Source organism: Pseudomonas sp. WPR_5_2, assembly GCF_003634475.1.
GTDB classification, from domain to species: Bacteria; Pseudomonadota; Gammaproteobacteria; order Pseudomonadales; family Pseudomonadaceae; genus Aquipseudomonas; species Aquipseudomonas izuensis.
This window is the reverse complement of record NZ_RBLA01000001.1, coordinates 1,150,667-1,176,286: the sequence shown is the minus strand read 5'-3', so window position 1 is coordinate 1,176,286 and position 25,620 is coordinate 1,150,667. Positions and strand designations below refer to the sequence as shown.

Here is a 25,620-nt window from a genome sequence, read left to right as displayed (position 1 = left end):
GGGAGCCAATGAAACGCTTCGCAATGCTCATCGCGATCTCTTTGCTGACCACTGCTTGTTCGAGCACAACTGAGTACGGCATCACCCGAATGGATAATTGTGTCTGCTATAAGTCGCCCGGGGGACAACCCATGCAAGCATCGCAAGTGGCATCGAAAGACCCCGAAACGTTGCAGAAAGAGTTCTCCCATTGCGTTTGCCGAGCCTTGATTGATCTGAAGAAGGTCGATGATCCCACTAAGTTTTTCGTGCCCGGAACCGAAATAAGAACGGAGCTGAAATAAAACGAGTGTTGTGCTCCAACAGAGCGAGAATAGCGGCGCGGTGAATGGATCATCGGGCGAGATTCACCTTGCCTGCCATGGCCTCTTCGCTGGCAAGCCAGCTCCTGCGGGATGCACCCCATTTTAAAGAGGCACTACCCCCCGATGCCGTCGGACATTACCCATTCCAGCTTCTGCAACTGGGTGCGCTTCAAGCACCTGGTGCTGATCGACACCCTGGCACGCACGCGCAACATGCACACCACCGCCATCCAGATGAACCTCAGCCAGCCCGCCTTGAGCAAGATGCTGCGTGATCTGGAGGAGCAGTTCGGCTTTGCCCTGTTCCAGCGCCTGCCACGCAGCATGCCGCCCACGGAGCTTGGCGAGTATGTGGTGCGCTATGCCCAGGGGGCGCTGGCCGATTCACACACCTTCGTCGATCAGGTCAACCGGCTGCGCAAGGGCGGCCATGGCTTTCTCAAGGTGGGCGGGATTTTTGCGGCCACTTCGGTGGTGCTGCCCCAGGCCATCGCCGCGATCAAGGCACGCAGCCCTTTGCTGTCGATTGAGGTGGTGGAGCAGTCCAGCGACCACCTGCTGTCCATGCTTGAGCAGAACAAGCTCGACCTGATGATCGGCCGTTTTACCGAAGAGCGTTACAGCCAGGCCTTTGACTTCCAGCCGTTGGAGCCCGAGCCCTTCAGCCTGGTGGTCAACAGCCGTCATCCACTGAACGAGCTGGACTGTACGCCGCTTGAAGCGCTGGGCCAGTGGCCGTGGGTGCTGTACCCGATCGGGACGCCCATCCGCGATCGTCTGGAGCTGGCATTCAAGGCCGCCGGCATTGCTTCCCCGGCAGATAGCGTCAATACCATCTCGATGCAGATGTTCCTGCAATTGCTGCAATCGGGGCCGATGATCGCCATGTTGCCCAGGTCCATGGTGGCTGCGCAGCTCGACAGTGGCCTGCTCAAGGAGCTGCAGAGCCCGCTGCGGCTGGCTCCGCTGGAGTACGGCATCATCACCCGCAAGGACGAACCCCTGAGCGGTTCCGCCCGGGAATTCGCCGACATCCTGCTCGATTTCGCGCGCCAGCGCCGGGAGGAGGGCGTGGCGATTGATTAATTAAGGTCACTCGATCAGGCCATTCGATAACGCCAGGTTATCGGTTGATCGGATCATCTCATTGGGAATGTCAGGGCTGGCTCCTTACAGTTATCGCAGATTCGCCCTTCACGGAAGGGGCGGCGCCATAACAAGAAGTCAGCCGTACTGCCCTGAGAGGTCCCATGCAACTGATTGCCAGAACTCGGACCGGCGACACTGCCGTGATTCGCCTCAACCCCCTGGACAACGTACTGATTGCACGGCAGGCCCTGCCAGAGGGGCTGAGCCTGGAAGCGGAAGCGATCACCGTGCGCCAGCCGATCCCTTCCGGGCACAAAGTCGCCACCCGGCGCGTGGAGCAGGGCCAACCCCTGCGCCGGTATGGACAAATCATCGGTTTCGCTTCGCAACCCATCGAAGCCGGCGACCACGTGCATGTGCACAACGTGGAGATGGGCGACTTTGCCCGTGACTACGCCTTCGGCGTCGATGCCCACACCCTCCCCGGTAGTGAAGCGGTGTTCCAGGGCATCGTACGTGCCGATGGCCGCGTCGCGACCCGCAACTACGTCGGCATTCTCACGTCGGTGAACTGCTCGGCGACCGTGGCCCGGGCCGTGGCCGATCATTTTCGCCGGGATATCCACCCCGAAGCATTGGCTGCCTTCCCGAACATCGACGGTGTGGTGGCGCTGACCCACGGCGCCGGCTGCGCAGTGGACCCCGGCGGCGAGGCCTTGGGCCTGTTGCGCCGCACCCTCGGTGGTTACGCCGTACACCCTAACTTCGCGGCGGTACTGATCATCGGCCTGGGCTGTGAAACCAACCAGATCGAGAGCCTGCTCGAGACCCAGGGGCTTGAGGCCAGCGACCAGTTGCGCGCCTTCACGATCCAGGGCATCGGCGGCACGTCGAAAACCATCGCCAGCGGCATTGAACAGGTCAAGGCCTTGCTGCCCAAGGCCAACCAGGTGCAGCGCGAGCCCGTCAGTGCCCGCCACCTGATCGTCGGCCTGCAATGCGGCGGCTCGGACGGGTACTCGGGCATCACCGCCAACCCGGCGCTGGGCAATGCCGTTGACCGTCTGGTGGCGGCGGGTGGTACCGCCATCCTCTCGGAAACCCCGGAGATCTACGGTGCCGAGCATTTGCTGACGCGCCGGGCCGTGAGCCGCGAGGTGGGGGAAAAGCTCATCGCGCGTATCCACTGGTGGGAAGACTACTGCCGGCGCATGAACGCTGAACTGAACAACAACCCCTCGGCCGGCAACAAGGCCGGTGGCCTGACCACCATCCTGGAGAAATCCCTGGGCGCCGTGGCCAAGGCCGGCTCCAGCAACCTGGTGGAGGTGTACCAGTACGCCGAAGCGGTTCGGGCCAAGGGGCTGGTGTTCATGGACACCCCGGGTTACGACCCGGTCTCGGCCACAGGGCAAGTCGCCGGCGGCGCCAACCTGATCGCCTTCACCACAGGCAGAGGCTCGGCCTACGGCTGTGCGCCGGCACCTTCGATCAAGCTGGCGACCAACAACCGGGTGTTCGAGCACCAGGAAGAAGACATGGACGTGAACTGCGGCGGCATCGCCGAGGGTTCCACCACTATTGAAGAGCGCGGCGCCTACATCTTCGAACAGATGTTGCGCATCGCTTCCGGCGAACGCAGCAAGAGCGAACAACACGGTTATGGGCAGAACGAGTTCGTGCCCTGGCAAATCGGTGCCGTGACCTGACGGGTCGATGGGCCAACACCGCACAGACCTTCAATGGATCACGGAGCAGCAAGCATGACTCACGCCAAAAGCTACGCCGCATCAATACTCACTACGTTCGTCGAGCAACTGTTCGAAAAAGCCGGGGCCGATGCCGAGGTCGCCCAGGTGGTGACCCGCGTACTGCTCGAAGGTGAGCTGCTGGGGCATCGTACCCACGGCCTCAACCTGGTGAGCCGCTACATCGGCGGCATGCTGACCGGGCAGGTCAAGGCCAGTGCGCGGATGCTCGAGCAGGTCTCGGACAGCGGCATTTCGGCGTTGTTCGATGGCCACTATGTGCTCGGCCCTTATTGTGTCAGCCGCGCCCTGGATTGCGCGGCCAAAGGCGCCACGGCGCAGGGCATCGGTATCGCCGTGGTGCGCCGCGCCTCGCACATCGGTTGCCTGGCCGCTTACCTGAAACCCTTCACTGACCGTGGCCTGGTGGCCATGGTGTATTCCTCGGACCCGTCGGCGGGGCTGGTCTGCGCCCATGGCGGGATTGACCCGGTCTACACGCCCAACCCGATTGCCGCCGGTATTCCAACCCGCGGCGAGCCGATCCTGCTGGATGTGAGCATGTCCACCGTGACCCTGGGCCTGGTCGGCCAGTGCCGCGATGCCGGCAGCACCTTGCCGCACCCGGTGTTGATGAGCAACGAGGGCCGGTTGAGCGACGACCCGGCCGACTTTTTCACCACGCCGCCGGGCAGCATCCTACCACTGGGTGGCCAGGCCTTCGGGCACAAGGGTTTTGCCCTGGCGATTCTGGTCGAGGCCCTGACCTCGGGATTGGCCGGGTATGGGCGCAAGGACGCTCCGGACCAGTGGGGCGCCTCGGCCACGGCCGTGGTGATTGACCCGCGCTTCTTCGGTGGGCTGGAGGCTTTCACCGATGAAAGTTCGTTCCTGAGTAAGTTGATCCTGGCGAGCCGGCCGGTCGATCCCGGGCGCCCGGTGCGCTTGCCGGGCCAGGCGGGCCTGAAGCTGCGCGAACAAGCCCTGGCCGAAGGCGTGAGCCTGACGCAGAAGGTGGTCGATGAACTCAACCGGACTGCCGGGCAGTTGCAACTGCCCGCGCTTTCCGGACTTCCCTGTAGGCGCGAGCCTGCTCGCGAAGGACTTTAACGATAACGCGTATTTCCAGATGAAACGCGTCGCCCTCAGGTCCTTCGCGAGCAGGCTCGCTCCTACAAAAGCGAAAGCGAGCGTCGACATGACACACAACGACAACAAGAGTGCAGACATGACAAACGAATCGAAAGCACAAGCACCGCTGCGGTTGGGCCACCACGCCGCCGTATTCAATACCGGCAGTTGGGTCGGACGGGTCTGGCTGCCGGGGCAGGGGCCGGCCGTGGTGCTGGTCAAGGCGGGTGCCGTGCACGATATCAGCGCCCATGTAGCCACCGTCTCGGCCCTGCTTGAAGTGGCTGACCCGGTGGCGTACCTGCGTGCATTGCCCTTGGCCGAAGCCTTGATCGAGTTGCCCGCGTTGCTGGACAACAGCGACCCGAGCCTGCGCGACGAAAACCTGCCGTGGTTGCTGGCACCCATCGACCTGCAAGCGGTCAAGGCCGCTGGCGTGACGTTCGCCGCCAGCCTGCTGGAGCGCGTCGTCGAAGAACAGGCCAAGGGCGATCCGGCCAAGGCCGACGCGATCCGCGACACCCTGGCCAGCCGCATTGGTGCCGACCTGTCGCAAATAGTACCGGGTTCGGCCCAGGCCGAAGCCTTGCGCAAGGTATTGGTGGAGCAGGGCCTGTGGTCCCAGTATCTGGAAGTGGGCATCGGCCCGGACGCTGAAATCTTCACCAAGGCCCAGCCGCTGTCGGCGGTCGGTCATGGCGCCGACATCGGCATTCACCCCAAGTCGAGCTGGAACAACCCGGAACCGGAAGTGGTGCTGGCGGTGTCGAGCAACGGCACGGTACAGGGCGCCATGCTCGGCAACGACGTCAACCTGCGCGACTTCGAAGGGCGCAGTGCCTTGCTGTTGTCCAAGGCCAAGGACAACAACGCCTCGACCGCGCTGGGGCCATTGCTGCGTCTGTTCGACGAGACGTTCAACCTGGATGACGTGCGTCACGCGGAGGTGGATCTGCGCGTTGAAGGCCTGGACGGTTTCATCCTCGAGGGCCGCAGCTCCATGCGCCAGATCAGCCGCGACCCGCTCGACCTGGTCCAGCAGACACTCAATGAAAACCATCAATATCCCGACGGCCTGGTGCTGTTTCTCGGTACCCTGTTCGCCCCCAAGCAGGACCGCGACCAGCCGGGTAACGGTTTCACCCACAAGCCGGGCGATGTGGTGACTATCAGCAACCCGCAGTTGGGGACATTGTGCAACCGTGTGACCACCAGCGACCAGGCGCCGCCGTGGGATTTCGGCCTGCGCTCGTTGATCGACAGCCTGAGCCGGCGCGGCCTGCTTGAGGCGGCGGTGACGGCACGCCAACCCTGATTTTTTGTCCCCTGTAGGAGCTGGCTTGCCAGCGAAAGCGTCCGTTCAGGCAATGACAGTGTCGACTGATCCACCGTCTTCGCTGGCGAGCCAGCTCCTACAGGGGGGATGCGTAGACCTGCAACCGCTTCAATAACAATAATAAAGGCCATCAGATGAACACACTGAAGAAGTATCAAAGCCTCACCGTTGTCTTCCTGCTGTTGATCGGCATCGTCAACTACCTGGACCGTAGTGCGCTGTCGATCGCCAATACCTCGATCCAGAAGGACATGATGATCAGCCCTTCGCAGATGGGCATTCTGTTGTCGGCCTTCTCCATCGCCTACGCCTTTGCGCAGTTGCCGATGGGCCTGATCATCGACCGCCTGGGCAGCAAGATCGCCCTGGGCGCCTCGTTGCTGGCCTGGTCGGTGGCTCAGTCGACGTTCGGCATGGTCAACAGCTTTGCCGGCTTCATGGGCCTGCGCGTCCTGCTGGGGATTGGCGAGGCACCGATGTTCCCCTCGGCGGCCAAGGCTCTGTCCGAATGGTTCGATGCCAACGAGCGCGGCACGCCGACCGGGATCGTCTGGTCGTCGACCTGCCTGGGCCCATGCCTGGCGCCGCCCTTGCTGACACTGTTCATGGTCAACTTCGGCTGGCGCGGCATGTTCATCATCACCGGCGCGCTCGGTGTCATCCTGGCGTTGTGCTGGCTGACCTTCTACAAGAGCAAGGCGCAATACCTGGCCGAACTCGCGGCTGAAGGCAAGCCATTGCCCACCGAGAAAAAACCTCAGGTACAAGTGACCAACCCTCAAGCGCCGAAGGTGTCCTACTTTGCCGGCTGGCTCGACCTGTTCAAGCACCGCAGCACCTGGGGGGCGGTCCTGGGCTTCATGGGTGTGATCTACATGCTGTGGCTGCACTTGACCTGGTTGCCCGGTTACTTCGAGCGCGAGCACGGCATGAACCTGTACAAGACCGCGTGGCTGGTGTCGCTGGCCTATGGTTTCGGCGCGGTGGGCACCATCGTCGCCGGGCGCTTCTGCGACCTGCTGGTACGCCGTGGCAAAAGTGTTCTCGCCAGCCGCAAATTCGGCGTGATCACCGGCCTGGTGCTGGCGGCGCTATTCACCTTGCCACTGTCGTTTGTCACCGACCTGACCGGTTGCATCATCCTGCTGTGCCTGGCGCTGTTCAGCATCAACATGGCCAGCGCCACGGCCTGGATGATCGTCAATACCATCGTCGACAGCCGCCGGGTGGCTTCATTCGGATCGATCCAGAACTTCGGCGGCTACATCGCCGGCTCCGTCGCGCCGATCGTCACCGGCTTCAGCATCCAGTACTCGGGTTCGTTCAATACCGCGTTCATGATCAGTGCGGTGGTGGCGTTGTGTTCGGCCCTGGCGTACTTCCTGCTGCTCAACGCGCCAATCGGTTCTGCCGAGCCTGCACCTGAGCACATCGTCGGTGTGACCGAGTAAAGGCCCCGCGTCTTTGGCGACGGGAGAAGGGCGACGCAGCAAGCGTCGCCCCCTCCCTTTTTCTATTTCTGTGTAGCTGCTTGCGGGATGTCCCCGCAAAAGAGATCGACGTTGCCATCGGGCGGTGCGGATCGCACGACGATGGAGTAACCGCCGGACAGCAGAGTCGCCATGGGGACGGGTACGCTTCTGGAAAACGCCCAGCCCTTGATGGCCTGGCGCTCGGTGTTGACGCGATCGTTCATGGCGTAGGCGACCGGCCCGGGTTGTTGGCAGCTGCCCTTGTAGATGAAGCTGTAGATGCGCAACGGCAGCGAGGTGCCGTTGGGGATACCACTGATGAAGAAACTGAGTCCGGTTTGTTTGTCCCAATCAGCCAGCGTGACATTGCCGATCTCTCCGGCGTTTTGCCGGGTGGCATTCAAAGGGACCATTACCCCATGGCCCGATGAAGTGGTGCAGCCGTAGAGGCTCGCGGTGGCGGTTAGAATTGCGAGTGCATATCTGAACTTCATGCCAACCTCCTGAATTGAATAACTGCAATGGGAGATTAGTGGGTATAGCTCAAATCACTGCGAGCGAAAGCCCCCACCCGCCGCAAGGCAGGCGACGGCCGCTGTTCAAGGTTTGGCCTGGGCCTTGCTCTTCTCTTCGATCTTCGCATCCACCGCCGCGCGGATCTGGTCGATGCTGAAGCTGGCGGGCTTCTGGCTCGGCGGGAACTCGACGAAGGTTTGCAGGAACCTCGCGGCCTTGGCCACTCCGGCAGCCAGCAGGTAGGAGTTCTTCACGGTCCAGTCGTAATACTGGTCGGAGACACTGTCCGCCCGCTCGTACGGGTCCATGCGCAAGTTGAACAGTTTCGGCACGCGCAACGGCACGAACGGGCTGCTCCACACCGCAAAACCACCGGGTTCCCGTTGTTCGGCGAACACTACTTTCCAGTTGTCGTAACGCATGGACACCAGCACGCCGTCGTCGTTGAAGTAGTAGAACTCGCGACGCTCGCCTTTTGGTTGCTTCCCGGTCAGGTACGGCAGTTGGTTGTAGCCATCCAGGTGCACCTTGAAGCTGGTACCGCCGGCTGTCGGTGACCATCCCTTGAGCAGCTTGTCCTTCACTTCGCTGTCGCCGGCCGCCGCCAGCAGGGTCGGGAACCAGTCCATGCCCGAGAACATCTCGTTGGAGACTTCGCCGGCCTTGATCTTGCCCGGCCAGCGCACGATGGCCGGCACCCGGTAGGCGCCTTCCCAGTTGGAGTTCTTCTCGTTACGGAACGGCGTGGTCGCCGCATCCGGCCAGGAGAATTGGTTGGGGCCGTTGTCAGTGGTGTAGACGACGATGGTGTTGTCGCTGATTTTCAGGTCGTCGAGGGTTTTCAGCAGTTTGCCGACGTCACCGTCGTGCTCCAGCATGCCATCGGCGTAATCGTTGCCCGGCATGCCGCTCTGGCCCTTCATCGACTCGCGCACGTGGGTGAACAGGTGCATGCGCGTGGTGTTCATCCAGACGAAGAACGGTTTATCCGCCTTGGCCTGCTTCTCGATGAACGCCTGCGCCGCAGCGGTGGTTTCGTCGTCGATGGTTTCCATGCGCTTGGTGGTCAACGCACCGGTGTCTTCGATCTTGCCGTCGGCGTAGCTGTGGATCACGCCGCGGGGCGTGCGGGATTTGACGAAGTCCGGGTCGTCTTTTGGCCAGTACGGGCGCTCCGGTTCCTCTTCGGCGTTGAGGTGGTAGAGGTTGCCGAAGAACTCGTCGAAACCGTGGTTGGTCGGCAGGAACTCATCCTTGTCGCCGAGGTGGTTCTTGCCGAACTGGCCGGTGGCGTAGCCCTGGGATTTGAGGGCCTGGGCAATGGTGATGTCGCGTTTCTGAATGCCAATCGGCGCGCCGGGTACGCCAACCTTGGTCAGGCCGGTGCGCAGGGGAGACTGGCCAGTAATGAACGACGAACGCCCGGCGGTGCAGCTGTTTTCCGCGTAGTAATCGGTGAACAGCATGCCTTCATGGGCGATGCGGTCGATGTTCGGGGTCTTGTAGCCGACCACGCCCATGGAATAGGCGCTGATGTTGGTCTGGCCGATGTCATCGCCGAAGATCACCAGGATATTGGGTTTTTCGGCAGCGGCGGCGGTTGCCGAAATCGCCGCCAGGGCGAGTGCCGGCAGCCACTTGGTTATGCGAGTCATCTGACTGGCTCCTTGTTGTCGGGCGTCGCGAAGGGCGACGGTCCCATGTTCGAAGGACGCCAGCGACAACGCTCCACCCGGATCAGGTGGCGGATCACATATCCCCTGTAGGAGCGAGCCTGCTCGCGAAAAACGTCCAGATATCGCGATCATTCAGACAGGGCGCGTCATCGTTGACGTCCATCGCGAGCAGGCTCGCTCCCACAGGGGGGAATGGTGCATCCGGGCTGCAGGGGTTATTGCAGATTGCCGGCTACGGCAATGGTCTGCGCGGTGATGTAGTTCGACTCCGGCGAGCAGAACAGATACACCGCGTCGGCGGCTTCCTGCACGGTGCCCGGTCGACCCAACGGGTTGCGCTGGGCGAACGACTTGGCCGCTTCCGGGCTGATGCCGACACGGATGTCACGACCTTCGATGTTCACCGTGGCGCCGGCATGGGCGTCAGCCTTGGTCATGCGGGTCTCGATGAAACCGAAGGCCACGGCGTTGACGTTGACCTTGAAACGGCCCCATTCACGGGCCAGGGCACGGGTCATGCCGATCACACCGGCCTTGGCCGAGGAATAGTTCATCTGCCCGGCGTTGCCGTTGAGGGCCGATACCGACGAGATGTTCACCACCTTGCGGAACACTTCGCGCTCGGCGGCGGCATCGGCTTGTGCCTGCGCCTTGATGATCGGGTAGGCGGCACGCAGGATGCGGAAGGGCGCGGTCATGTGGCAGTCGAGGATCGCGTACCACTGCTCGTCGCTCATCTTCTGGATCACGTCGTCCCAGGTGTAGCCGGCATTGTTGACGATGATGTCGATGCCGCCGAAATTGTCCATCGCGGTCTTGACGTAGCGGTCGCCGAAGTCCGGGGCGCTGACGTTGCCGTGGCAGACGGCGGCTTCACCGCCCATCTGGCGAATCATCTCCGCGGTCTCGTGGGCCGGATCGGCGTCCAGGTCGTTGATCACGATGCGCGCGCCTTCGCTCGCCAGTTTCAGGGCGATCTGCTGGCCGATGCCACGGCCGGAACCGGTGACCAGTGCGACTTTGCCGTCGAGTTTTGCCATGGGGTGTTGCTCCTCAATGATTGGTTTTGTTTACAGAGCGATCACGGCGTCACCAACAATCTTGGTCTCGCCGTATTGATTGGTGGTGCGCACTTCGACCTTGATCCGCTGTTCGCCATCGACTTCGAAGCGGTCGACGACAGCACCGGTGCAGGTGATCTGGTGACCCAGGTGGGTGATGCCGAGAAAACGCACGCCGAATTCGCGCAACTGGCGCTGATCGACCCATTGGGTCAGCAGGCGACCGAGGTAGGCCATCGACAACATGCCGTGGGCAAACACGTCCGGCATGCCGGCGCGGCGGGCGTAATCGGTGTCGATGTGAATGGCGTTGTGATCACCCGACGCACCGGCGAACAGCGCCAGGGTGGTACGGTTGATCGGTGGCAATGCCAATGGCGGCAGGCTGTCGCCGATGTTGATTTTTTCCAGGCTTATCGCATTCATCAGTCTTCTCCGCTTCAGCTGTTGCGCTGCACAAGCACACTGCGCAGGTCCGCAACGTGCTCACCGTGCTGATTGGTCACCCGGGTTTCGCGCACCACGAACTCCAGGGCGCCACCTTTCTTGTCGTAGATGTCGGCGATGCGCACATCGAAGCGCAGGGTGTCGCCGGCGTAGGCCATGCGGTGGTAACGGAAGGACTCTACACCGTGCAGGATGCGGGCGGTGACGATCCCCAGTTCGTCACGCCAGGCGTTGGACGGGATCTGGAATTCCAGCGAGAACAGAAAGGTCGGCGGCAACGGCAGGTTCGGATAACCGGCGTCACGGGCGGCCTGCTCGTCGAAATAGATCGGGTTGGTTTCCCCGGTGGCCTTGGCGAAAAAGCGCAGTTGCCCGGCTTCGGCGGTGGCGAGGAAGGTGGGCAGCTGTCTGCCGATGTGTTTCTTGTCGATCATCCGGATGGCTCCTTTGATTGCCGGGCGCGTCAGTTTTTCTGGTACACGGTCACCACGCAGGCGCCACCGAGGCCGAGGTTGTGCTGCACGGCAATACGCGCGTTCTGCACCTGGCGTTGCTCGGCGGTGCCGCGTAGTTGGTGGGTCAGCTCGTAGCACTGGGCCAGGCCGGTGGCGCCCAGCGGGTGACCCTTGGAGAGCAGGCCGCCGGACGGGTTGGTCACCCATTCGCCGCCGTAAGTGTTGTCGCCGTCGCAGACCAGCTGCTCGCCACCGCCTTCGCTACACAGTCCCAAGCCTTCGTAGGTCAGCAGTTCGTTCTGGGCGAAGCAGTCGTGCAACTCGATGACGTCGATGTCTTTCGGGCCGATGCCGGCCTGGTTGTAGGCGATGTCGGCCGCCATGCGGGTCATGTCGAAACCGACCACGCGGATCATGTCGTTGGCGTCGTAGGTGCTAGGCAGGTCGGTGGTCAGCGCCTGGCCAGCGATCATCACGTCGGTGCGCAGCCCGTGTTTTTTCGCGAAGGCTTCGGACACTACGATGCTGGCGGCGGCACCACAGGTGGGCGGGCAGGCCATCAGGCGGGTCAGCACACCTTCCCAGAGCATCGGTGCGGCCAACACTTCTTCGGTGCTGACCACGTTGCGGAACACCGCCAGCGGGTTGTTGGCCGCGTGGCGGCTGGCCTTGGCGCGGATTTTGGCGAAGGTGTCGAGGCGGGTGCCGTACTTTTGCATGTGCGCAAAACCGGCCCCGGCGAACTGGCGGATGGCGGTCGGCAGGTCAGGCATGCCCACCAGTTCGTTGGTCAAATTGAGCGCACGCTCGGTGGCCGGGGCACGGTCGGTCCAGGCCGATTTCAACGCACCAGGGTTCATTTGCTCGAAACCAAAAGCCAGGGCGCAATCCACCGCGCCGCTGGCGACCGCTTGACGGGCGAGGAACAGCGCCGAGGAACCGGTGGCGCAGTTGTTGTTGACGTTGATCAGCGGGATGCCGCTCATGCCCACGCGATACAGGGCTTTCTGGCCGCAGGTGGAATCGCCATAGACGTAGCCGGCGTAGGCCTGCTGGATGTCGTTGAAGTCCAGGCCCGAGTCCGCCAGGGCCTGGCGGATCGCCTGTTCGCCCATCACGTCGTAGGGCTCGTTGGTCCCCGGCTTCTTGAACTGGATCATGCCGACGCCAGCAACGAATACCTTATTGCTCATCGAGTTTTTCCTTTTTGTTTTTGAGGGTCAGAGCTTGCGCGCGATCAATTCGCGCATGACTTCACTGGTGCCGCCGTAGATGCGGTTGACGCGCATGTCGACGAAGGCGCGGGCGATCGGGTACTCCATCATGTAGCCGTAGCCGCCGTGCAGCTGGACCATGTCGTCGATGCATTTCCACAGGGTTTCGGTGGTGTAGAGCTTGGCGATGGCCGCTTCTTCGAGGGTCAGGCGCCGGCGCATGTGTTCGCCCAGGTAGTGATCGACCATCACCCGCATGGCGGTGGCCTGGGCCTTGATGTCGGCAAGCTTGAATTTGCTGTTCTGGAAGTCCCACACGGTCTGGTTGAAGGCCTTGCGGTCCTTGACGTATTCGGTGGTCTGTTCCAGCAGGCGCTCCAGTTTGGCGGCGGCGGAAATGGCGATGGAGAAGCGTTCTTGCGGCAGTTCGCCCATCAGGTAGGTGAAGCCCAGGCCTTCCTCGCCGAGGCGATTACCGACCGGCACGCGCACGTTGTCGAAGAACAGCTCGGCGGTGTCCTGGGCGTGCTGACCGACCTTGTCCAGCTTGCGCCCGTGCTTGAAGCCGGCGCGGCTGGTTTCCACGGCAATCAGGCTGATGCCCTTGGCCCCGGCGGCCGGATCGGTCTTGCACACGACAATGACCAGGTCGGCGGTCAGGCCGTTGCTGATGAAGGTCTTGCTGCCATTGATCACATACTCGTCGCCGTCGCGCACGGCGGTGGTGCGCACGGCCTTGAGGTCGCTGCCGGTGCCGGGTTCGGTCATGGCGATGGCCAGGATGATCTCGCCGGCGCAGATGCCTGGCAGCCATTTCTGCTTTTGTGCTTCGTTGCCGCAACGGTTGATATACGGGGCAATGACGTCGGAGTGCATGCCAAAGTAGGCGCCGCTGATGCCGGCCCGGGCGAACTCTTCGTTGAACACCGCGCAGTGCCCGAAATCACCGCCGCCGCCACCGTATTCGGTGGGCAAGGTGATGCCGAGCAGGCCTTCGCGACCGGCCTTGAGCCAGGTTTCGCGGTCGACCTGTCCGGCCTTGTCCCACTCGGCCTGGCGCGGCAGGCATTCACGCTCGAAAAAGCGCCGCACGGTGGTGCGGAACATCTCATGGTCGTCGCGGAAAACGGTTCGGGCGATGTGCACGCAAGACTCCTCAATGATCACAGGCCGGCCTGGGCCAGGCGCTGATGCAAGGCGCGAGGTGCGCCTTTGAACTGAGGATTACGATAGGGCGGGGGGGCTGGGCGAACGCCACCCGAGGTGGGTGGCGGGGTATGTATCTTGATCTGGGGACTTCGCGAGCCCTGTAGGAGCAAAGCTTGCTCGCGATTAGGCCGGCACATCCAGCATCTGTGGCGGATGACACACCGCCATCGCGAGCAAGCTTTGCTCCTACAGGGCAGTGTGGCGCCTCAGGTTTGCCCATCCTGCGATTCCAGATCCCGCACCCGCGCTACCGCTTCATCGCGGCTGTTGACGCCGAGTTTGCTGTAGATATGGCTCAGGTGCCATTTCACGGTTTCCGGGGACAGGCCCAGGGCGCGGGCGATTTTTTTGTTGGGCAGGGCCTGGGCCAGCAGGCGCACCACTTCGATTTCGCGGTCGCTCAACGGCTCGATGCCGGTGGCGAGTGGTTTTGCCGGCGCGGCCAGTGCCGGTTTGCCCGTCGATATGGCGGGTGTCGAGATCTGCGCCGCTTGCAGGCGCTCGACATAAAACGCCAGTACCGGGTCGAGGTTTTCCTCTTTACCGGCGATGTCGGATATCAGGTCCAGTGCATCGGGGTGGGCGTCGATCAGGCTGCGCAGCATGCCGAAACGTTGCCCGCGGCGCAGCGCTTCCATCACCCGTGCCCGCGCAATCTGCGGATGACCGCGGCGGGACTCGATCACGGCACTCAGGACCATCAGCCGCACGGTGGCCAACTGCCGACGTTGCAGGTCACAGGTTTCAATCAGCCGGTCAATGCGTTGCAGCGCACCGTCCAGGTCACCCTGGTGAATTTGCCAGCGCGCCCGCACGTTCTCGGTGAGGATGTTGATTTCCTTGAAGGCGCTGGGCCCGCTATCGCGGTGACGGGCGTCGATGGCCTCCATCCGGGCCAGTTTGGCCTGAGCGACGGCTGTCTCGCCGAGCAAAGTATTCCAGTACACCTGCCAGGTCAGGCAGTAGGTCTGCAAGCGTTCCAGGCCAAGCTTGATCGCGTACTCATCGAGTCGGTCGATGAAGGCGAACGCTTCCTGATGGTTACCGGCCAGCCACTGCACCTTCCACAGCACCTGGAGCACGCGCAGGACCGAGTCCGGAATCGAAATCCGCTCGAGAATATCGACCCAGCCCGCCAGCAGTTTGAACGCGGCGTCCAGGTCATTGGTTTCGTAGAGCACCTCGCCCAACAGGGCGGTGGCGAGGTAGGTCGCGTCGGTCCCGGCTTTTCCGCACTGGGCGGCTTCATGCAGCACATCGCGATAAACCCGTTCCGCCTGCTTCATCTGGCCTTCCAGGGCGTGACTCAACCCGACCAGGCAACGCCCCTGGAGGCTGCCCGCCGTGGTGCCCAGCAGCGGTTCGCCATTGATCAGCAAGGCAGGGCGGTCGAGTTGCACCTGACGGGCCCTTTCGTAGTCACCCCGATGCATGTAGAGCCACGACAGGATATTGATGCACGAGCCAACCGCAACGGCGTTGCTGCCGGGCGGCGGATCGAGCAGTTGCGGCAGCACAGCCATTGCGGCGTCCGTGTCATCGCGTTGCAGGGCCAGGGAGGCGCGCAGCAGCGCAATCATGAAGCGATCATGGACATCATTTTCGGGGACGTCGTGGAGCAGCTGATCGAGGCTATGGGCGCAGGCCGCGAAATCCCGGGCATAGAGTTGCAGCCGGGCCTTGAGAATGCGCAGTTTGACCCGCGCCTGCACTTGCTCGAACGGAAGCAGACGCACCAATTCGATCAACATGCGCAGGTCGCCATGGGCATACAGCGCTTCGGCGTGTTGTTCCACCAGGTCGGCGGCGGCATCGGGGTCGCCAGCCATGACGGCATGGTGCACCGCTTCATCCAGATACTGATGATCATGGAACCAGACCCAGGCCCGTGCATGCACCGCCTGCTGTTCGGTCGTGCTGCGTGAGTCGAAGTACTTGAGCAATGTTTCGCGCAGCAGCGGGTGCAGGCGATACCAGGTTTCACGCCCGGCACCGTCCACCGGGATCAGGAACAGGTTGTCCCGTTCCAGCCGCGCGATCAGGGCATTGGCCTCGTGCACCGCTTCCGGCTTGCCGCTGAGGGCGGCGCACAAAGAAGCGCAGAAACGGTTGCAGACGGCCATGAGCAGCATCAGGTCCAGGTCCGTCGGCGACAGGTGTGACAGCACTTCGACTTCGAAAAACTTCGCGAACGCCTGATCGTCCCGGACGTGGGTCTGGTCGACGGCGGCGGGGCGATTTTTCTTGCGGCTGACTGCCAGCAGTTGTAGTCCGGCTACCCAACCATCGGTTAGTTCGTGTATTTGCCGGGCGTCGCGGGCGTTGATCTCGCCCAACTGTGCCTTGAGGAACTGCTCGGACTCGGCGGGTGTAAAGCGCAGGTCGCGCAGGTTCAGTTCCAGCACCAGTTCCTGGCTGCGCAAGCGCGCCAGGGATAACGGCACCGCCGTACGCGACACCAGTGCCAGGTGCAGGTTCGCCGGCGCGTAATCAATCAGCCATTGCAGGGCTTGATGGATGCCCACATCGGTCAGGTGGTGCAGGTCATCGAGTACCAGCACCAGTTCGCGGCCACGACTGGCCATGCTGCGCACCAGGGTGATGACGGTCCGTTCCACCGCTTCGCTGTCGATGCCGCGACCTTCCAGTTGGGTGGCTTCGTGGACCAGCGTCGGGTTGATCTGGCCGAGGCTGGCCAGCAAATAGTCCAGGAACCGGGTCAGTTCGTTGTCATCGGCCGACAGCGTCAGCCACGCAACCTCAAAACCCAGTGGCAGCAGCGCCTGGCGCCAGGCGATCAGGGTAGACGTCTTGCCGCAACCGGCCGGGCCCTTGAGCACGATACAGCGCTGGCGGCGAGCCTTGAGCATTTGATCTTGCAGGCGCTCCCGGGAAATCAGGCGTCCCGCGTTGCGCGGCGGGATCAGTTTGGTGCTGACGATCGGAGACTGAGTCGGATTCGAGACCTGGCTGGATGGAGTGTCCGATGCGGTGGACTTGCGGTGTTTGTCCATGGGGTTGTCCGAATCTTTTTTGTTTTAAGAGTGCATGAATCCCTTCGAGTGTAACCCAGAGCTTGAACCTCATGACCCTGTGTCGGGCCTTCGCCACCCGATGCGGGTGGTGGGCGGCGGTGCAGGGGTTGTTCTACTGGACGGCATCAACACAGGAGTGCTGCCTGGGACTTCCAGGCGTGAACGCCCGCGAACAACAAAAACCAAATCCCGGAGCGCAGGAGTCGGCCCATGGCCATTCAGTTCAAGATCATCGATCACGTCGCCGTCATCACGCTTGATGCGCAACCGTCGAACAATACGCTGACCGTCAGCGACCTGATGCACCTGCGCAAGACGCTCGCGGCCTGCCAGGACGATGAGCAGGTGCGGGTCATCGTGCTGACCGGGGCGGGCGAGCGCGCGTTTTGCTGTGGCGCGAACCACAAGGACGCATTGCTGCCGGCGGCCGGTCATGTCGCCGGCTCAATGAAAAGTCGCGAAACCGAAGCCGAGGAGGGCGGTTATACGCGTTTGTTTGACCTCAGCGACCTGGAAATCTGGAAGCCGGTGATCGCCGCCGTCAACGGCGCCTGCCTCGGGGCCGGCCTTGAGCTGGCGTTGCAATGCGATCTGCGGATCGCCACGGCCAACGCGACGTTCGGCTTGCCCGAGGTGCGGGACGCGACCATTCCGGCCGCGGGTGGCGTGCAGTACCTGGTGCGCGCCGTCCCGGCGGCACACGCCATGAAAATGGCCCTGACGGGCGAGCCGATCAACGCCGAAGAAGCCTTGCGCATCGGCCTGATCATCGACCTCCTGCCACCGGACCGGCTCATGCCGGTAGCCCTGGACCTGGCCGAACGCATCGCGGCCAACGGCCCGCTGGCAGTGCAATCGATCAAGCGCCTGGCCCTGCAGACAGCTCACATGACACCCCGGGACTTCGTGACCCAGGCCCATCTGCACTGGGGATTGCTGCGCGACAGCAAGGATCACGCCGAAGGGCGCGTGGCCCTCAACGAAAAGCGTTCGCCCAAATACACCGGTGCCTGACGTCGCGCCTTGCCGTCGCCCGCGTCCTTGCCTGACAACAATAATTCACAGGAGAGCCACATGTACCTGACCCAAGGGCTGCACCGCATGCTGCAGCAACAACCCCATGCCCTGGCGACCGTCTATCGCGACCGACGCCACACCTACGCCCAACTGGCCGAGCGGGTGGCCCGTCTGGCCGGCGCCCTGCAGCGCCTGGGCATGCAGCCCGGCGACCGGGTCGGCCTGCTCGGTCTGAACTCCGACCGATTCCTGGAGTATTACCTGGCCACCTGGTGGGGCGGCGGCGTGGTCAACCCGGTCAACATCCGCTGGAGCGTGCCGGAAATCGTGTACTCGCTGGACGACTGCGACACCCGCATCCTGATGATCGACGACACCTTCCTGCCCATGGCCGAAGCGATCGCCGGTTCGGCCAGGGTGCGACCGTTGCTGATCCACGTCGGCGATGGCCCGGCGCCCGAAGGCATGCTGTCCTACGAGCAACTGATCCGTGAGGCGATGCCGGTCGATGACGCTTTCCGGGGTGGCGACGATCTCGCCAGCATCATGTACACCGGCGGCACTACCGGCCGCCCCAAAGGCGTGATGCAGTCGCACATGAACCTGTGGACGGCGGCCGTGGCCCGTGCGGCGGATGTGCCGGTACCGGCCGATGCGCTGACCCTGCACATTGCACCGATGTTCCACCTCGCGGCGCTGTCGCGGGTGATCCTGATCTCGCTGATCGGCCTGCCCAGCATCTTCGTCCCGGCCTTCGATGCGCTGGACGTGATGCAGACCATCGAGCGCGAACGCATTACCGACATCCTGATCGTGCCGACCATGTTGCAGGCATTGATCATGCACCCAGATTTCCCCCGGCATGACTTGAGTTGCCTGCGCAGCCTGACCTACGGCGCCTCGCCGATTGCCGTGCCCGTGCTGGAAATGGCCCTCAAAGCCTTGCCCAATGCCGAGTTCACCCAGGGCTACGGCATGACCGAAGCGGCGCCGCCGATTACCGCCAACGGCCCGCAAAACCATGGCCCCGAGGGCATTGCCAACGGCCGCCTGCGTTCGGCCGGGCGTCCGGGTCTTGGCGTGACCGTGCGCATCGTCGACGAAAATGACAACGAAGTCCCTCGGGGAACCGTCGGCGAAGTGCTGGTCCGCGGCCCGAACATCATGCTCGGTTACTGGAACAAGCCCGAGGAAACCGCCCAGGCACTGCGCGGCGGCTGGATGCACACCGGTGACGGCGCCTACATGGACGAGGACGGTTACCTCTACATCGTCGACCGCTTCAAGGACATGATCGTCAGCGGCGGCGAAAACGTGTATTCCGGCGAGGTCGAGAGCGCCATCGCCAGTCACCCGGCGGTCGCCGCGTGTGCGGTGATCGGCATTCCCTGCCAGCAGTGGGGCGAAGCGGTGCACGCGGTTATCGTGCTCAAACCCGAACGTGAAGTGGTGGCCGCAGACATCATCGAACACTGCCGTCGCCACATCGCCGGCTACAAAACGCCGAAGAGCGTCGAGTTCCGGGCCGCGCTGCCACTGTCAGGTGCGGGCAAGGTGCTCAAGCGTGACCTGCGCGAACCGTTCTGGGCCGGCAAGGATCGGGGTGTGAGCTGACGCCATGTACATGACCCAATGCCTGCAACGCACGCTGCAGCAGAATCCGCAGCACCTCGCGACCATCTTCGGTGTCCGTCGCCAGACTTATCGGCAGTTTGGCGAGCGTGTCGCCTGCCTGGCGGGAGCGCTGCAAACGCTGGGCATGGCGGCCGGTGACCGGGTCGGCATGCTGGCGCTCAACTCGGACCGCTACCTGGAATACATCATGGGCGTGTGGTGGGGCGGCGGGGTGCTCAACCCGGTGAACATCCGCTGGAGTGTGCCGGAGATCGTCTATTCGCTGGACGATTGCGCTACCGGCATCCTGATTGTCGACGAGCACTTCGCCGCGCTGGTCGAAGGCATCCGCAAGACGGCCCGCCATGCCCCACGGTTTATCTATGCAGGCGAGGGCGAAGTGCCGGCGGGCATGCTCGGCTACGAGCAACTGATTGCTCAAGCCGCAGCAGTGGAGGATGCGGGGCGCGGTGGTGAAGACCTGGCCTGCATCATGTACACCGGCGGTACCACCGGTTTTCCCAAGGGGGTCATGCAGTCCCACTGGAACCTGTGGTCGGCGTGCATGCCGCGCATGGTCGATATGCCGCCGCTGCGTGACGGCCGGTTGTTGCACGTCGCTCCGCTGTTCCACGTGGCCGGCATGGCGCGCGCGTTGATCCAGTTCATGGCCGGTGAAACCCATGTGCTGGTGTCGGGTTTCGAGGCGGGTGAAGTGCTGCGGGTGATCGAGCGCGAAAAGGTCACCGAGACGTTGCTGGTGCCGACGATGATCTTCGCGTTGCTGGCCCATCCCGACTTCGAACGACATGACCTGTGCAGCCTCAAGCGCCTGACCTACGGCGCTTCCCCCAGCGCCGGCGAGATGGTCGAGCAGGTGTTGGCGCGGTTACCGGAGATCGAGCTGTCGCATTCCTACGGGCTGACCGAAGCGTGCCCGGTGGTGTCGAGCAACCTGCCGTGCAACCACACGCCAGCAGCACGCAAGAGCGGATTGTCGCGCTCGGTCGGGCGCGGCGGACTGGGCGTCAACGTGAAAATCGTCGACCCGCAGGGCCGGGAAGTTCCCCGGAATACGGTGGGCGAGATCATCGTGCGCGGGCCGAACATCATGCAGGGCTACTGGAACAAACCCGAAGAAACCGCGCGGGCATTGCGTAACGGTTGGCTGTACACCGGTGATGGCGGGTACATGGACGAACTGGGTTACCTGTTCATCGTCGACCGCCTCAAGGACATGATCGTCAGCGGTGGCGAGAATGTTTATTCGGCCGAAGTCGAGAACGCTCTTGTGCGCCACCCGGCGGTCGCGCAGGCGGCGGTGATCGGCATCCCCCATGCGCAATGGGGCGAGGCAGTGCATGCGGTGGTGGTGCTCAAGCCCGGCGCCCAGGCCGACGCCGAGCAGTTGCGCCTGTATTGCCGTGAGTTCATCGCGGGCTACAAGTGCCCCAAGAGCATCGAGTTTCGCAACGAACTGCCCCTCTCGGCCGCCGGCAAAGTCCTCAAGCGCGAACTGCGCCGATAGCCCCGCCACAAATCCCCTGTGGGAGCGAGCCTGCTCGCGAAGACGGTGCGTCAGGCAACATCAGTGTTGGATGTGCCGAGGCCTTCGCGAGCAGGCTCGCTCCCACAGGGTACTGCATGTTTCCCACAGAATTTTTCCTCTTGCCAATCGCTACCCGATCCGGGTGGCGAGTATCCCCACCCCCCTCAATACATTGGACTCACGTACCAGGCGCACACCGGCCTGGCAACCCACTGGAGATCCCGATGCATATCAACCGTACCGTCTACCGTGAAGACCACGAAATGCTGCGTGAAACCGCGCGGCGTTTCTTCGAGCGTGAATGCCTGCCCAAGCAGGCGCAGTGGGACAAGGCCGGGCAGGTCGACCGGGAAACCTGGCTCAAGGCCGGTCGTCACAACCTGTTGTGCCTCACCGTGCCGGCCGAATATGGCGGCGGTGGCGGTGACTTCGGGCACTCGGCGGTGTTGATCGAAGAGTTGTACCGCGCCGGTGTCTCGGGCTGGAGCCTCGGTGTGCATTCCGACATCGTCGCGCCGTACATCGTACGCCTGGGCACCGAGGAGCAGAAGCAACAGTGGCTGCCGAAAATCTGCAGCGGTGAAACCGTGCTGGCCGTGGCGATGACCGAGCCGGGCACCGGTTCGGACCTCAAGGCGATCCGCACCAGCGCCGTGCGTGACGGTGACGAATGGGTGATCAACGGCAGCAAGACCTTCATCAGCAACGGCCTGACCTGCGACATGGTCGTGGTCGTATGCAAGACCGATCCGAGTGCCGGCGCCAAGGGTTGCAGCCTGATCATGGTCGAGTGCGACCGTGAAGGTTTCCGTCGCGGTCGCAAGCTGGAGAAAGTCGGCCAGCATGCCGCCGACACCGCAGAACTGTTCTTCGACAACGTGCGCGTGCCGGTGGGCAATCTGCTGGGTGAAGAAAACAAAGGCTTCATGCATTTGATGGAAGAGCTGCCGCAAGAGCGCCTGGTGATTGCACTGTACAGCGCCGCCAAACTCGAACGCCTGCTGGAGCAGACCGTCGAGTACGTGAAGGACCGCAAGGCGTTCAACCAGACCGTGTGGGACTTCCAGAACACCAGGTTCAAGCTCGCCGACATCAAGGCCCAGGCCACCGCCGTGCGGCTGATGATCGATCACTACATCGGCGAACACATGCGTCGTCGCCTCACGGTGCAGGAGTCGGCGATCGCCAAGCTGTTCGCCACCGAAACCCTGTGCAAGTGCATCGACGACATGGTCCAGCTGCACGGCGGCTACGGCTACATGCTCGAGTACCCGATTGCCCGTGCCTTCGTCGACATGCGCGTGACGCGGATTTTTGGCGGCACCAGCGAAGTGCTGCGCGAGCTGATCGCGCGCCAGTTGTGATCCTTTCCCCCTCATTTTTCCAGGTGACACCATGAGCGAAAAAGTACTGGTAGCCGGCGTCGGCATGATCCCGTTCCGCAAGCCCAGCGAAAGCCCGACCTATGTGCAGATGGGGGCCGAGGCGGTGCGTCTTGCCCTGGCCGATGCGGGCATCGACTACCGCCTGGTGCAGGAGGCGTATGCCGGTTACGTCTACGGCGACTCCACCTGCGGCCAGACCGTGCTCTACGAAGTCGGCATGACCGGGATCCCGGTGGTCAACGTCAATAACAATTGCTCCACCGGTTCCACCGCGTTGTACCTGGCGCGCAAGGCCATCGAGTCAGGATCGGCCGATTGCGTGCTGGCGGTCGGTTTCGAGCAGATGCAGGCCGGGGCGCTGAAATCCCATTGGGATGACCGTCCGCCGACCCGCGAGCGCTTCCTGCCGATTCTGCGTGGTCTCACCGATGATATGGATGGCATGCCTCAGGCCATCCGTACCTTTGGCGGGGCCGGACGCGAGTACATGCACAAATACGGCACCAAAATGGAAACCTTCGCCGCGGTGCGGGCCAAGGCCAGCCGCCATGCCGCCAACAACCCGCTTGCATTGTTTCGCAAGGTGCTCAGCGTCGAAGACGTGATGAATGACCCGGTGATCCTGCCGGGCGTCATGACGCGCCTGATGGCCTGCCCGCCGACCTGTGGTGGTGCGGCGGCGATCCTGGTGTCCGAACGTTTTGCCAAAAAACATGGCCTGCGCCGTGACGTGGAAATCGTCGCCCAGGCGATGACCACCGACACCCCCGAATCCTTCAATTTCGAACAGCCTTCGATGCTCGATTGGGTCGGCACGCACATGACCCACGCGGCGGTGGGGCAGGTCTACGAGAAGGCCGGCGTCGGCCCGCAGGACATCGATGTCTGTGAACTCCACGACTGCTTCGCCCAGAACGAAGTGATCTGCTACGAGTCGCTGGGCTTTTGTCCCGAGGGTGGTGCCGAGCAGTTCGTGATGGACGGCGACAACACCTATGGCGGGCAAATCGTCGTCAATCCGTCCGGTGGCCTGCTGTCCAAGGGGCATCCGCTGGGCGCTACCGGTCTGGCGCAATGCTATGAGCTGACCCGGCAATTGCGCGGCAATGCCGAGCAGCGCCAGGTCGAAGGCGCACGCCTGGCCATGGCGCACAACCTTGGGTTGGGCGGCGCCTGCGTGGTGACGCTCTATGGGAAAACAGGCGGCCTGTGATGGGTAGAGCAACTGTGGGAGCGAGCCTGCTCGCGAAGGGGCCGTGCAAGTCGACATTTTTGCTGAATGACACACCGCATTCGCGAGCAGGCTCGCTCCCACAGGGGGCTCCAACAAGGGGTGAGGGAGGGCCATTTGCGCGACCCGTGTCACCGAGCGTAACGCCCGCCGGGCGCATCCCGAACCGGGCCGTTACGCCATTGAAAAACCAGACGAAAACGCTTCATCCAAATCACCCGTTCGGGTGTGAGGACCTTACCGGAGCCTCGCTAGCATGGGCTCTCACCACGCCATCCTTAACCGGAGAAACCGCATGACAAAAACAACAATGCGCGGAGTCTTCCAGCCGAGTCTGCTGACCGTAGCTGTGACGATTGCCACTTGCGCGAGCCAACAGGCTCACGCGGTTGATTTCAATATCGGGGAGATTCAAGGGACGTTCGATTCATCGTTGTCGGTTGGCGCCAGCTGGTCGACGGCTGACCCGGACAAGCAGTTCATCTCCAACTTCAACTCCCAGGGTGTGACCGGTGGCGAATCCGCCTCGCGGACCACCGACGACAACCGCCTGAACTTCAAGAAGGGCGAAACCTTCTCGAAGATCTTCAAGGGCGTGCACGACCTGGAGCTCAAATACGGCGACAGCGGCGCCTTCGTGCGCGGCAAGTACTGGTATGACTTCGAGTTGATGGACGAACACCGGCCGTTCTACGACATCGATGACAGCGGTCGTGACCGCGCGGCCAAATCGTCCGGGGCGATGTTCCTCGACAGTTTCGTCTACCACAACTACTCGATCGGCGATCAGGTCGGCAATGTGCGGCTCGGCAAGCAGGTGGTGAGCTGGGGCGAGAGTACCTTCATCGGCAACTCGATCAACAGCATCAACCCGGTCGACGTCGCGGCCTTGCGCCGGCCCGGTGCGGAAGTGAAAGAAGGCCTGATCCCGGTCAACCTGCTCTACGTGTCCCAGGGCCTGGCCGACAACATCACCGCCGAAGCGTTTTATCAGCTGGAGTGGGACAAGTCGGTGGTCGACAACTGCGGCACCTTCTTCGGCAGCGACGGCGTGCCGCAAGGTTGTGATGACCGTCTGGTGGTGGCCGGCCTCGACCTGCCACCGGGTGTGGCACGTAACACCGGCGGCGCAGCGGCCATTGCGGCGGGGACTGACGATGCCTTCATTCCACGCCTGAAAGACAACGACGCCCGCGACAGCGGCCAGTACGGTCTGGCCTTGCGCTGGTACGTGCCGGAGGCCAACGACACCGAGTTCGGCGCCTACGCCATGAACTACCACAGCCGCAGCCCGTTCCTGAGCGTCAACCAGATGACCAGTGCGGCCGGTGGCGTGACCTCGGCGCGCAGCGTGCGTTACTTCATCGACTACCCGGAAGACATCCGCCTCTACGGCCTGAGCTTCCAGACCAACGTCGAGGGCGTCTCGCTGGGGGGCGAAGTCAGCTACCGGCCGAACATGCCGCTGCAACTGAACACTGCCGACCTGTTGTCGGCCGCCACCTTCGGCGCCACTTCGCCGCTGATCACCACCGGTTTCGCCGGGCGCAACCTCGGTGCCGAGGTCAACGGCTACAAGCGCATGCCGGTGACCCAGGCGCAAGTGACCGCGACCCAGTTCTTCGATCAGGTGCTCGGCGCCAACCGCCTGACCGTCGTCGGCGAGGTCGGCTACAACCACATCAGCGGCCTGGGCAAGGCCGACGGCTCTGACCTGCGCTTCGGTCGCAGCCCGGCCTTCGGTTCCGGCCAGCTGCAAGGCGCGGCGGGTCCGGCCACCTGCGCCGGCAGTGCCGTGGGCACGCCATCGGCCAGCAACCCGGCCCAAGAGTGCAACGACAACGGCTTCTACACCAGCAACAGCTGGGGCTATCGCCTGCGCGGCAAGCTCGATTACCCGAACGTGATCGCCGGCATCAACCTGTCGCCCAACCTGGCCTGGTCCCACGACGTGGAAGGTTATGGCCCGAACTTCGATGAAGGCTCCAAAGCCGTCAGCCTCGGGCTGGATGCCGACTACCTGAACACCTACACCGCCAGCCTGAGTTACACCAACTACTTCGGTGGCGATTTCAACACCAACGTCGACCGCGACTACGTCGCGCTCAGCTTCGGCGTGAATTTCTGACG

General features: G+C 63.0%; 20 protein-coding genes. 12 read left to right on the top strand and 8 right to left on the bottom strand.

Translation table 11 applies throughout. The annotated features are described in order from the left end of the window. The first annotated feature begins 8 nt into the window (after positions 1-8). From BJ917_RS05250 to BJ917_RS05225, 6 genes are all read left to right on the top strand, one after another. Positions 9-284 (top strand): hypothetical protein, encoded by a 276-nt coding sequence (locus BJ917_RS05250; protein ID WP_096510503.1) that lies wholly within the window; start codon positions 9-11, stop codon positions 282-284. A 144-nt stretch (positions 285-428) separates the two neighbouring features. Beyond that, entirely contained in the window at positions 429-1,391 is a 963-nt protein-coding gene (locus BJ917_RS05245) for a LysR family transcriptional regulator (protein WP_121102410.1), read from the top strand. Positions 1,392-1,555: 164 nt separating this feature from the next. Next, entirely contained in the window at positions 1,556-3,103 is a 1,548-nt protein-coding gene (locus tag BJ917_RS05240) for a UxaA family hydrolase (RefSeq protein ID WP_096510505.1), read from the top strand. A 54-nt stretch (positions 3,104-3,157) separates the two neighbouring features. Next, positions 3,158-4,252, top strand: a complete 1,095-nt coding sequence (locus tag BJ917_RS05235; RefSeq protein WP_121102408.1) for an Ldh family oxidoreductase — start codon at positions 3,158-3,160, stop codon at positions 4,250-4,252. A 118-nt stretch (positions 4,253-4,370) separates the two neighbouring features. Continuing rightward, positions 4,371-5,588 (top strand): fumarylacetoacetate hydrolase family protein, encoded by a 1,218-nt coding sequence (locus BJ917_RS05230; RefSeq protein ID WP_121102406.1) that lies wholly within the window; start codon positions 4,371-4,373, stop codon positions 5,586-5,588. A 155-nt stretch (positions 5,589-5,743) separates the two neighbouring features. Then, positions 5,744-7,060: an MFS transporter gene (locus tag BJ917_RS05225; RefSeq protein ID WP_121102403.1), complete on the top strand. Its 1,317-nt coding sequence runs from the start codon at positions 5,744-5,746 to the stop codon at positions 7,058-7,060. 62 nt (positions 7,061-7,122) lie between these two features. Here BJ917_RS05225 and BJ917_RS05220 read toward each other — a convergent pair whose 3' ends face one another. From BJ917_RS05220 to BJ917_RS05185, 8 genes are all read right to left on the bottom strand, one after another. Then, on the bottom strand, positions 7,123-7,575 hold the full coding sequence (locus tag BJ917_RS05220; protein ID WP_096510509.1) for a hypothetical protein: 453 nt from the start codon (positions 7,573-7,575) through the stop codon (positions 7,123-7,125). Positions 7,576-7,680: 105 nt separating this feature from the next. After that, positions 7,681-9,252 (bottom strand): arylsulfatase, encoded by a 1,572-nt coding sequence (locus BJ917_RS05215; protein ID WP_121102401.1) that lies wholly within the window; start codon positions 9,250-9,252, stop codon positions 7,681-7,683. Between the two features lie 236 nt (positions 9,253-9,488). After that, positions 9,489-10,313 carry an SDR family NAD(P)-dependent oxidoreductase gene (locus BJ917_RS05210; protein ID WP_096510511.1) on the bottom strand — a complete coding sequence of 275 codons (825 nt, stop codon included), beginning with the start codon at positions 10,311-10,313 and terminating at the stop codon, positions 9,489-9,491. Positions 10,314-10,343: 30 nt separating this feature from the next. Then, positions 10,344-10,760 carry a MaoC family dehydratase gene (locus tag BJ917_RS05205; RefSeq protein ID WP_096510512.1) on the bottom strand — a complete coding sequence of 139 codons (417 nt, stop codon included), beginning with the start codon at positions 10,758-10,760 and terminating at the stop codon, positions 10,344-10,346. Between the two features lie 14 nt (positions 10,761-10,774). Next, positions 10,775-11,215, bottom strand: coding sequence for a MaoC family dehydratase N-terminal domain-containing protein (locus tag BJ917_RS05200; RefSeq protein WP_121102398.1), 441 nt, complete (start codon positions 11,213-11,215; stop codon positions 10,775-10,777). Positions 11,216-11,244: 29 nt separating this feature from the next. Then, on the bottom strand, positions 11,245-12,429 hold the full coding sequence (locus BJ917_RS05195; RefSeq protein WP_121102396.1) for a lipid-transfer protein: 1,185 nt from the start codon (positions 12,427-12,429) through the stop codon (positions 11,245-11,247). A 27-nt stretch (positions 12,430-12,456) separates the two neighbouring features. Continuing rightward, positions 12,457-13,557 (bottom strand): acyl-CoA dehydrogenase family protein, encoded by a 1,101-nt coding sequence (locus BJ917_RS05190; RefSeq protein WP_246218887.1) that lies wholly within the window; start codon positions 13,555-13,557, stop codon positions 12,457-12,459. Positions 13,558-13,865: 308 nt separating this feature from the next. Then, positions 13,866-16,673, bottom strand: coding sequence for a LuxR C-terminal-related transcriptional regulator (locus BJ917_RS05185; RefSeq protein WP_121102394.1), 2,808 nt, complete (start codon positions 16,671-16,673; stop codon positions 13,866-13,868). 231 nt (positions 16,674-16,904) lie between these two features. Here BJ917_RS05185 and BJ917_RS05180 point away from each other — a divergent pair, with 231 nt between their 5' ends. The 6 genes from BJ917_RS05180 to BJ917_RS05150 all read left to right on the top strand — a co-directional run bounded on the left by BJ917_RS05180 (position 16,905) and on the right by BJ917_RS05150 (position 25,618). Next, positions 16,905-17,708, top strand: coding sequence for an enoyl-CoA hydratase/isomerase family protein (locus BJ917_RS05180; protein ID WP_096510516.1), 804 nt, complete (start codon positions 16,905-16,907; stop codon positions 17,706-17,708). Positions 17,709-17,735: 27 nt separating this feature from the next. Beyond that, on the top strand, positions 17,736-19,325 hold the full coding sequence (locus BJ917_RS05175) for a long-chain fatty acid--CoA ligase (RefSeq protein WP_256658503.1): 1,590 nt from the start codon (positions 17,736-17,738) through the stop codon (positions 19,323-19,325). Positions 19,326-19,329: 4 nt separating this feature from the next. Then, a complete protein-coding gene (locus BJ917_RS05170; RefSeq protein ID WP_121102392.1) occupies positions 19,330-20,853 on the top strand; it encodes a long-chain-fatty-acid--CoA ligase in 1,524 nt (507 codons plus the stop codon). Between the two features lie 245 nt (positions 20,854-21,098). Continuing rightward, complete coding sequence (locus BJ917_RS05165) at positions 21,099-22,238, top strand: acyl-CoA dehydrogenase family protein (protein ID WP_121102390.1); 1,140 nt, start codon at positions 21,099-21,101, stop codon at positions 22,236-22,238. 31 nt (positions 22,239-22,269) lie between these two features. Beyond that, complete coding sequence (locus BJ917_RS05160) at positions 22,270-23,472, top strand: lipid-transfer protein (RefSeq protein ID WP_096510520.1); 1,203 nt, start codon at positions 22,270-22,272, stop codon at positions 23,470-23,472. A 313-nt stretch (positions 23,473-23,785) separates the two neighbouring features. Further along, positions 23,786-25,618 carry a DUF1302 domain-containing protein gene (locus BJ917_RS05150; RefSeq protein WP_121102388.1) on the top strand — a complete coding sequence of 611 codons (1,833 nt, stop codon included), beginning with the start codon at positions 23,786-23,788 and terminating at the stop codon, positions 25,616-25,618. Positions 25,619-25,620: the final 2 nt, after the last annotated feature.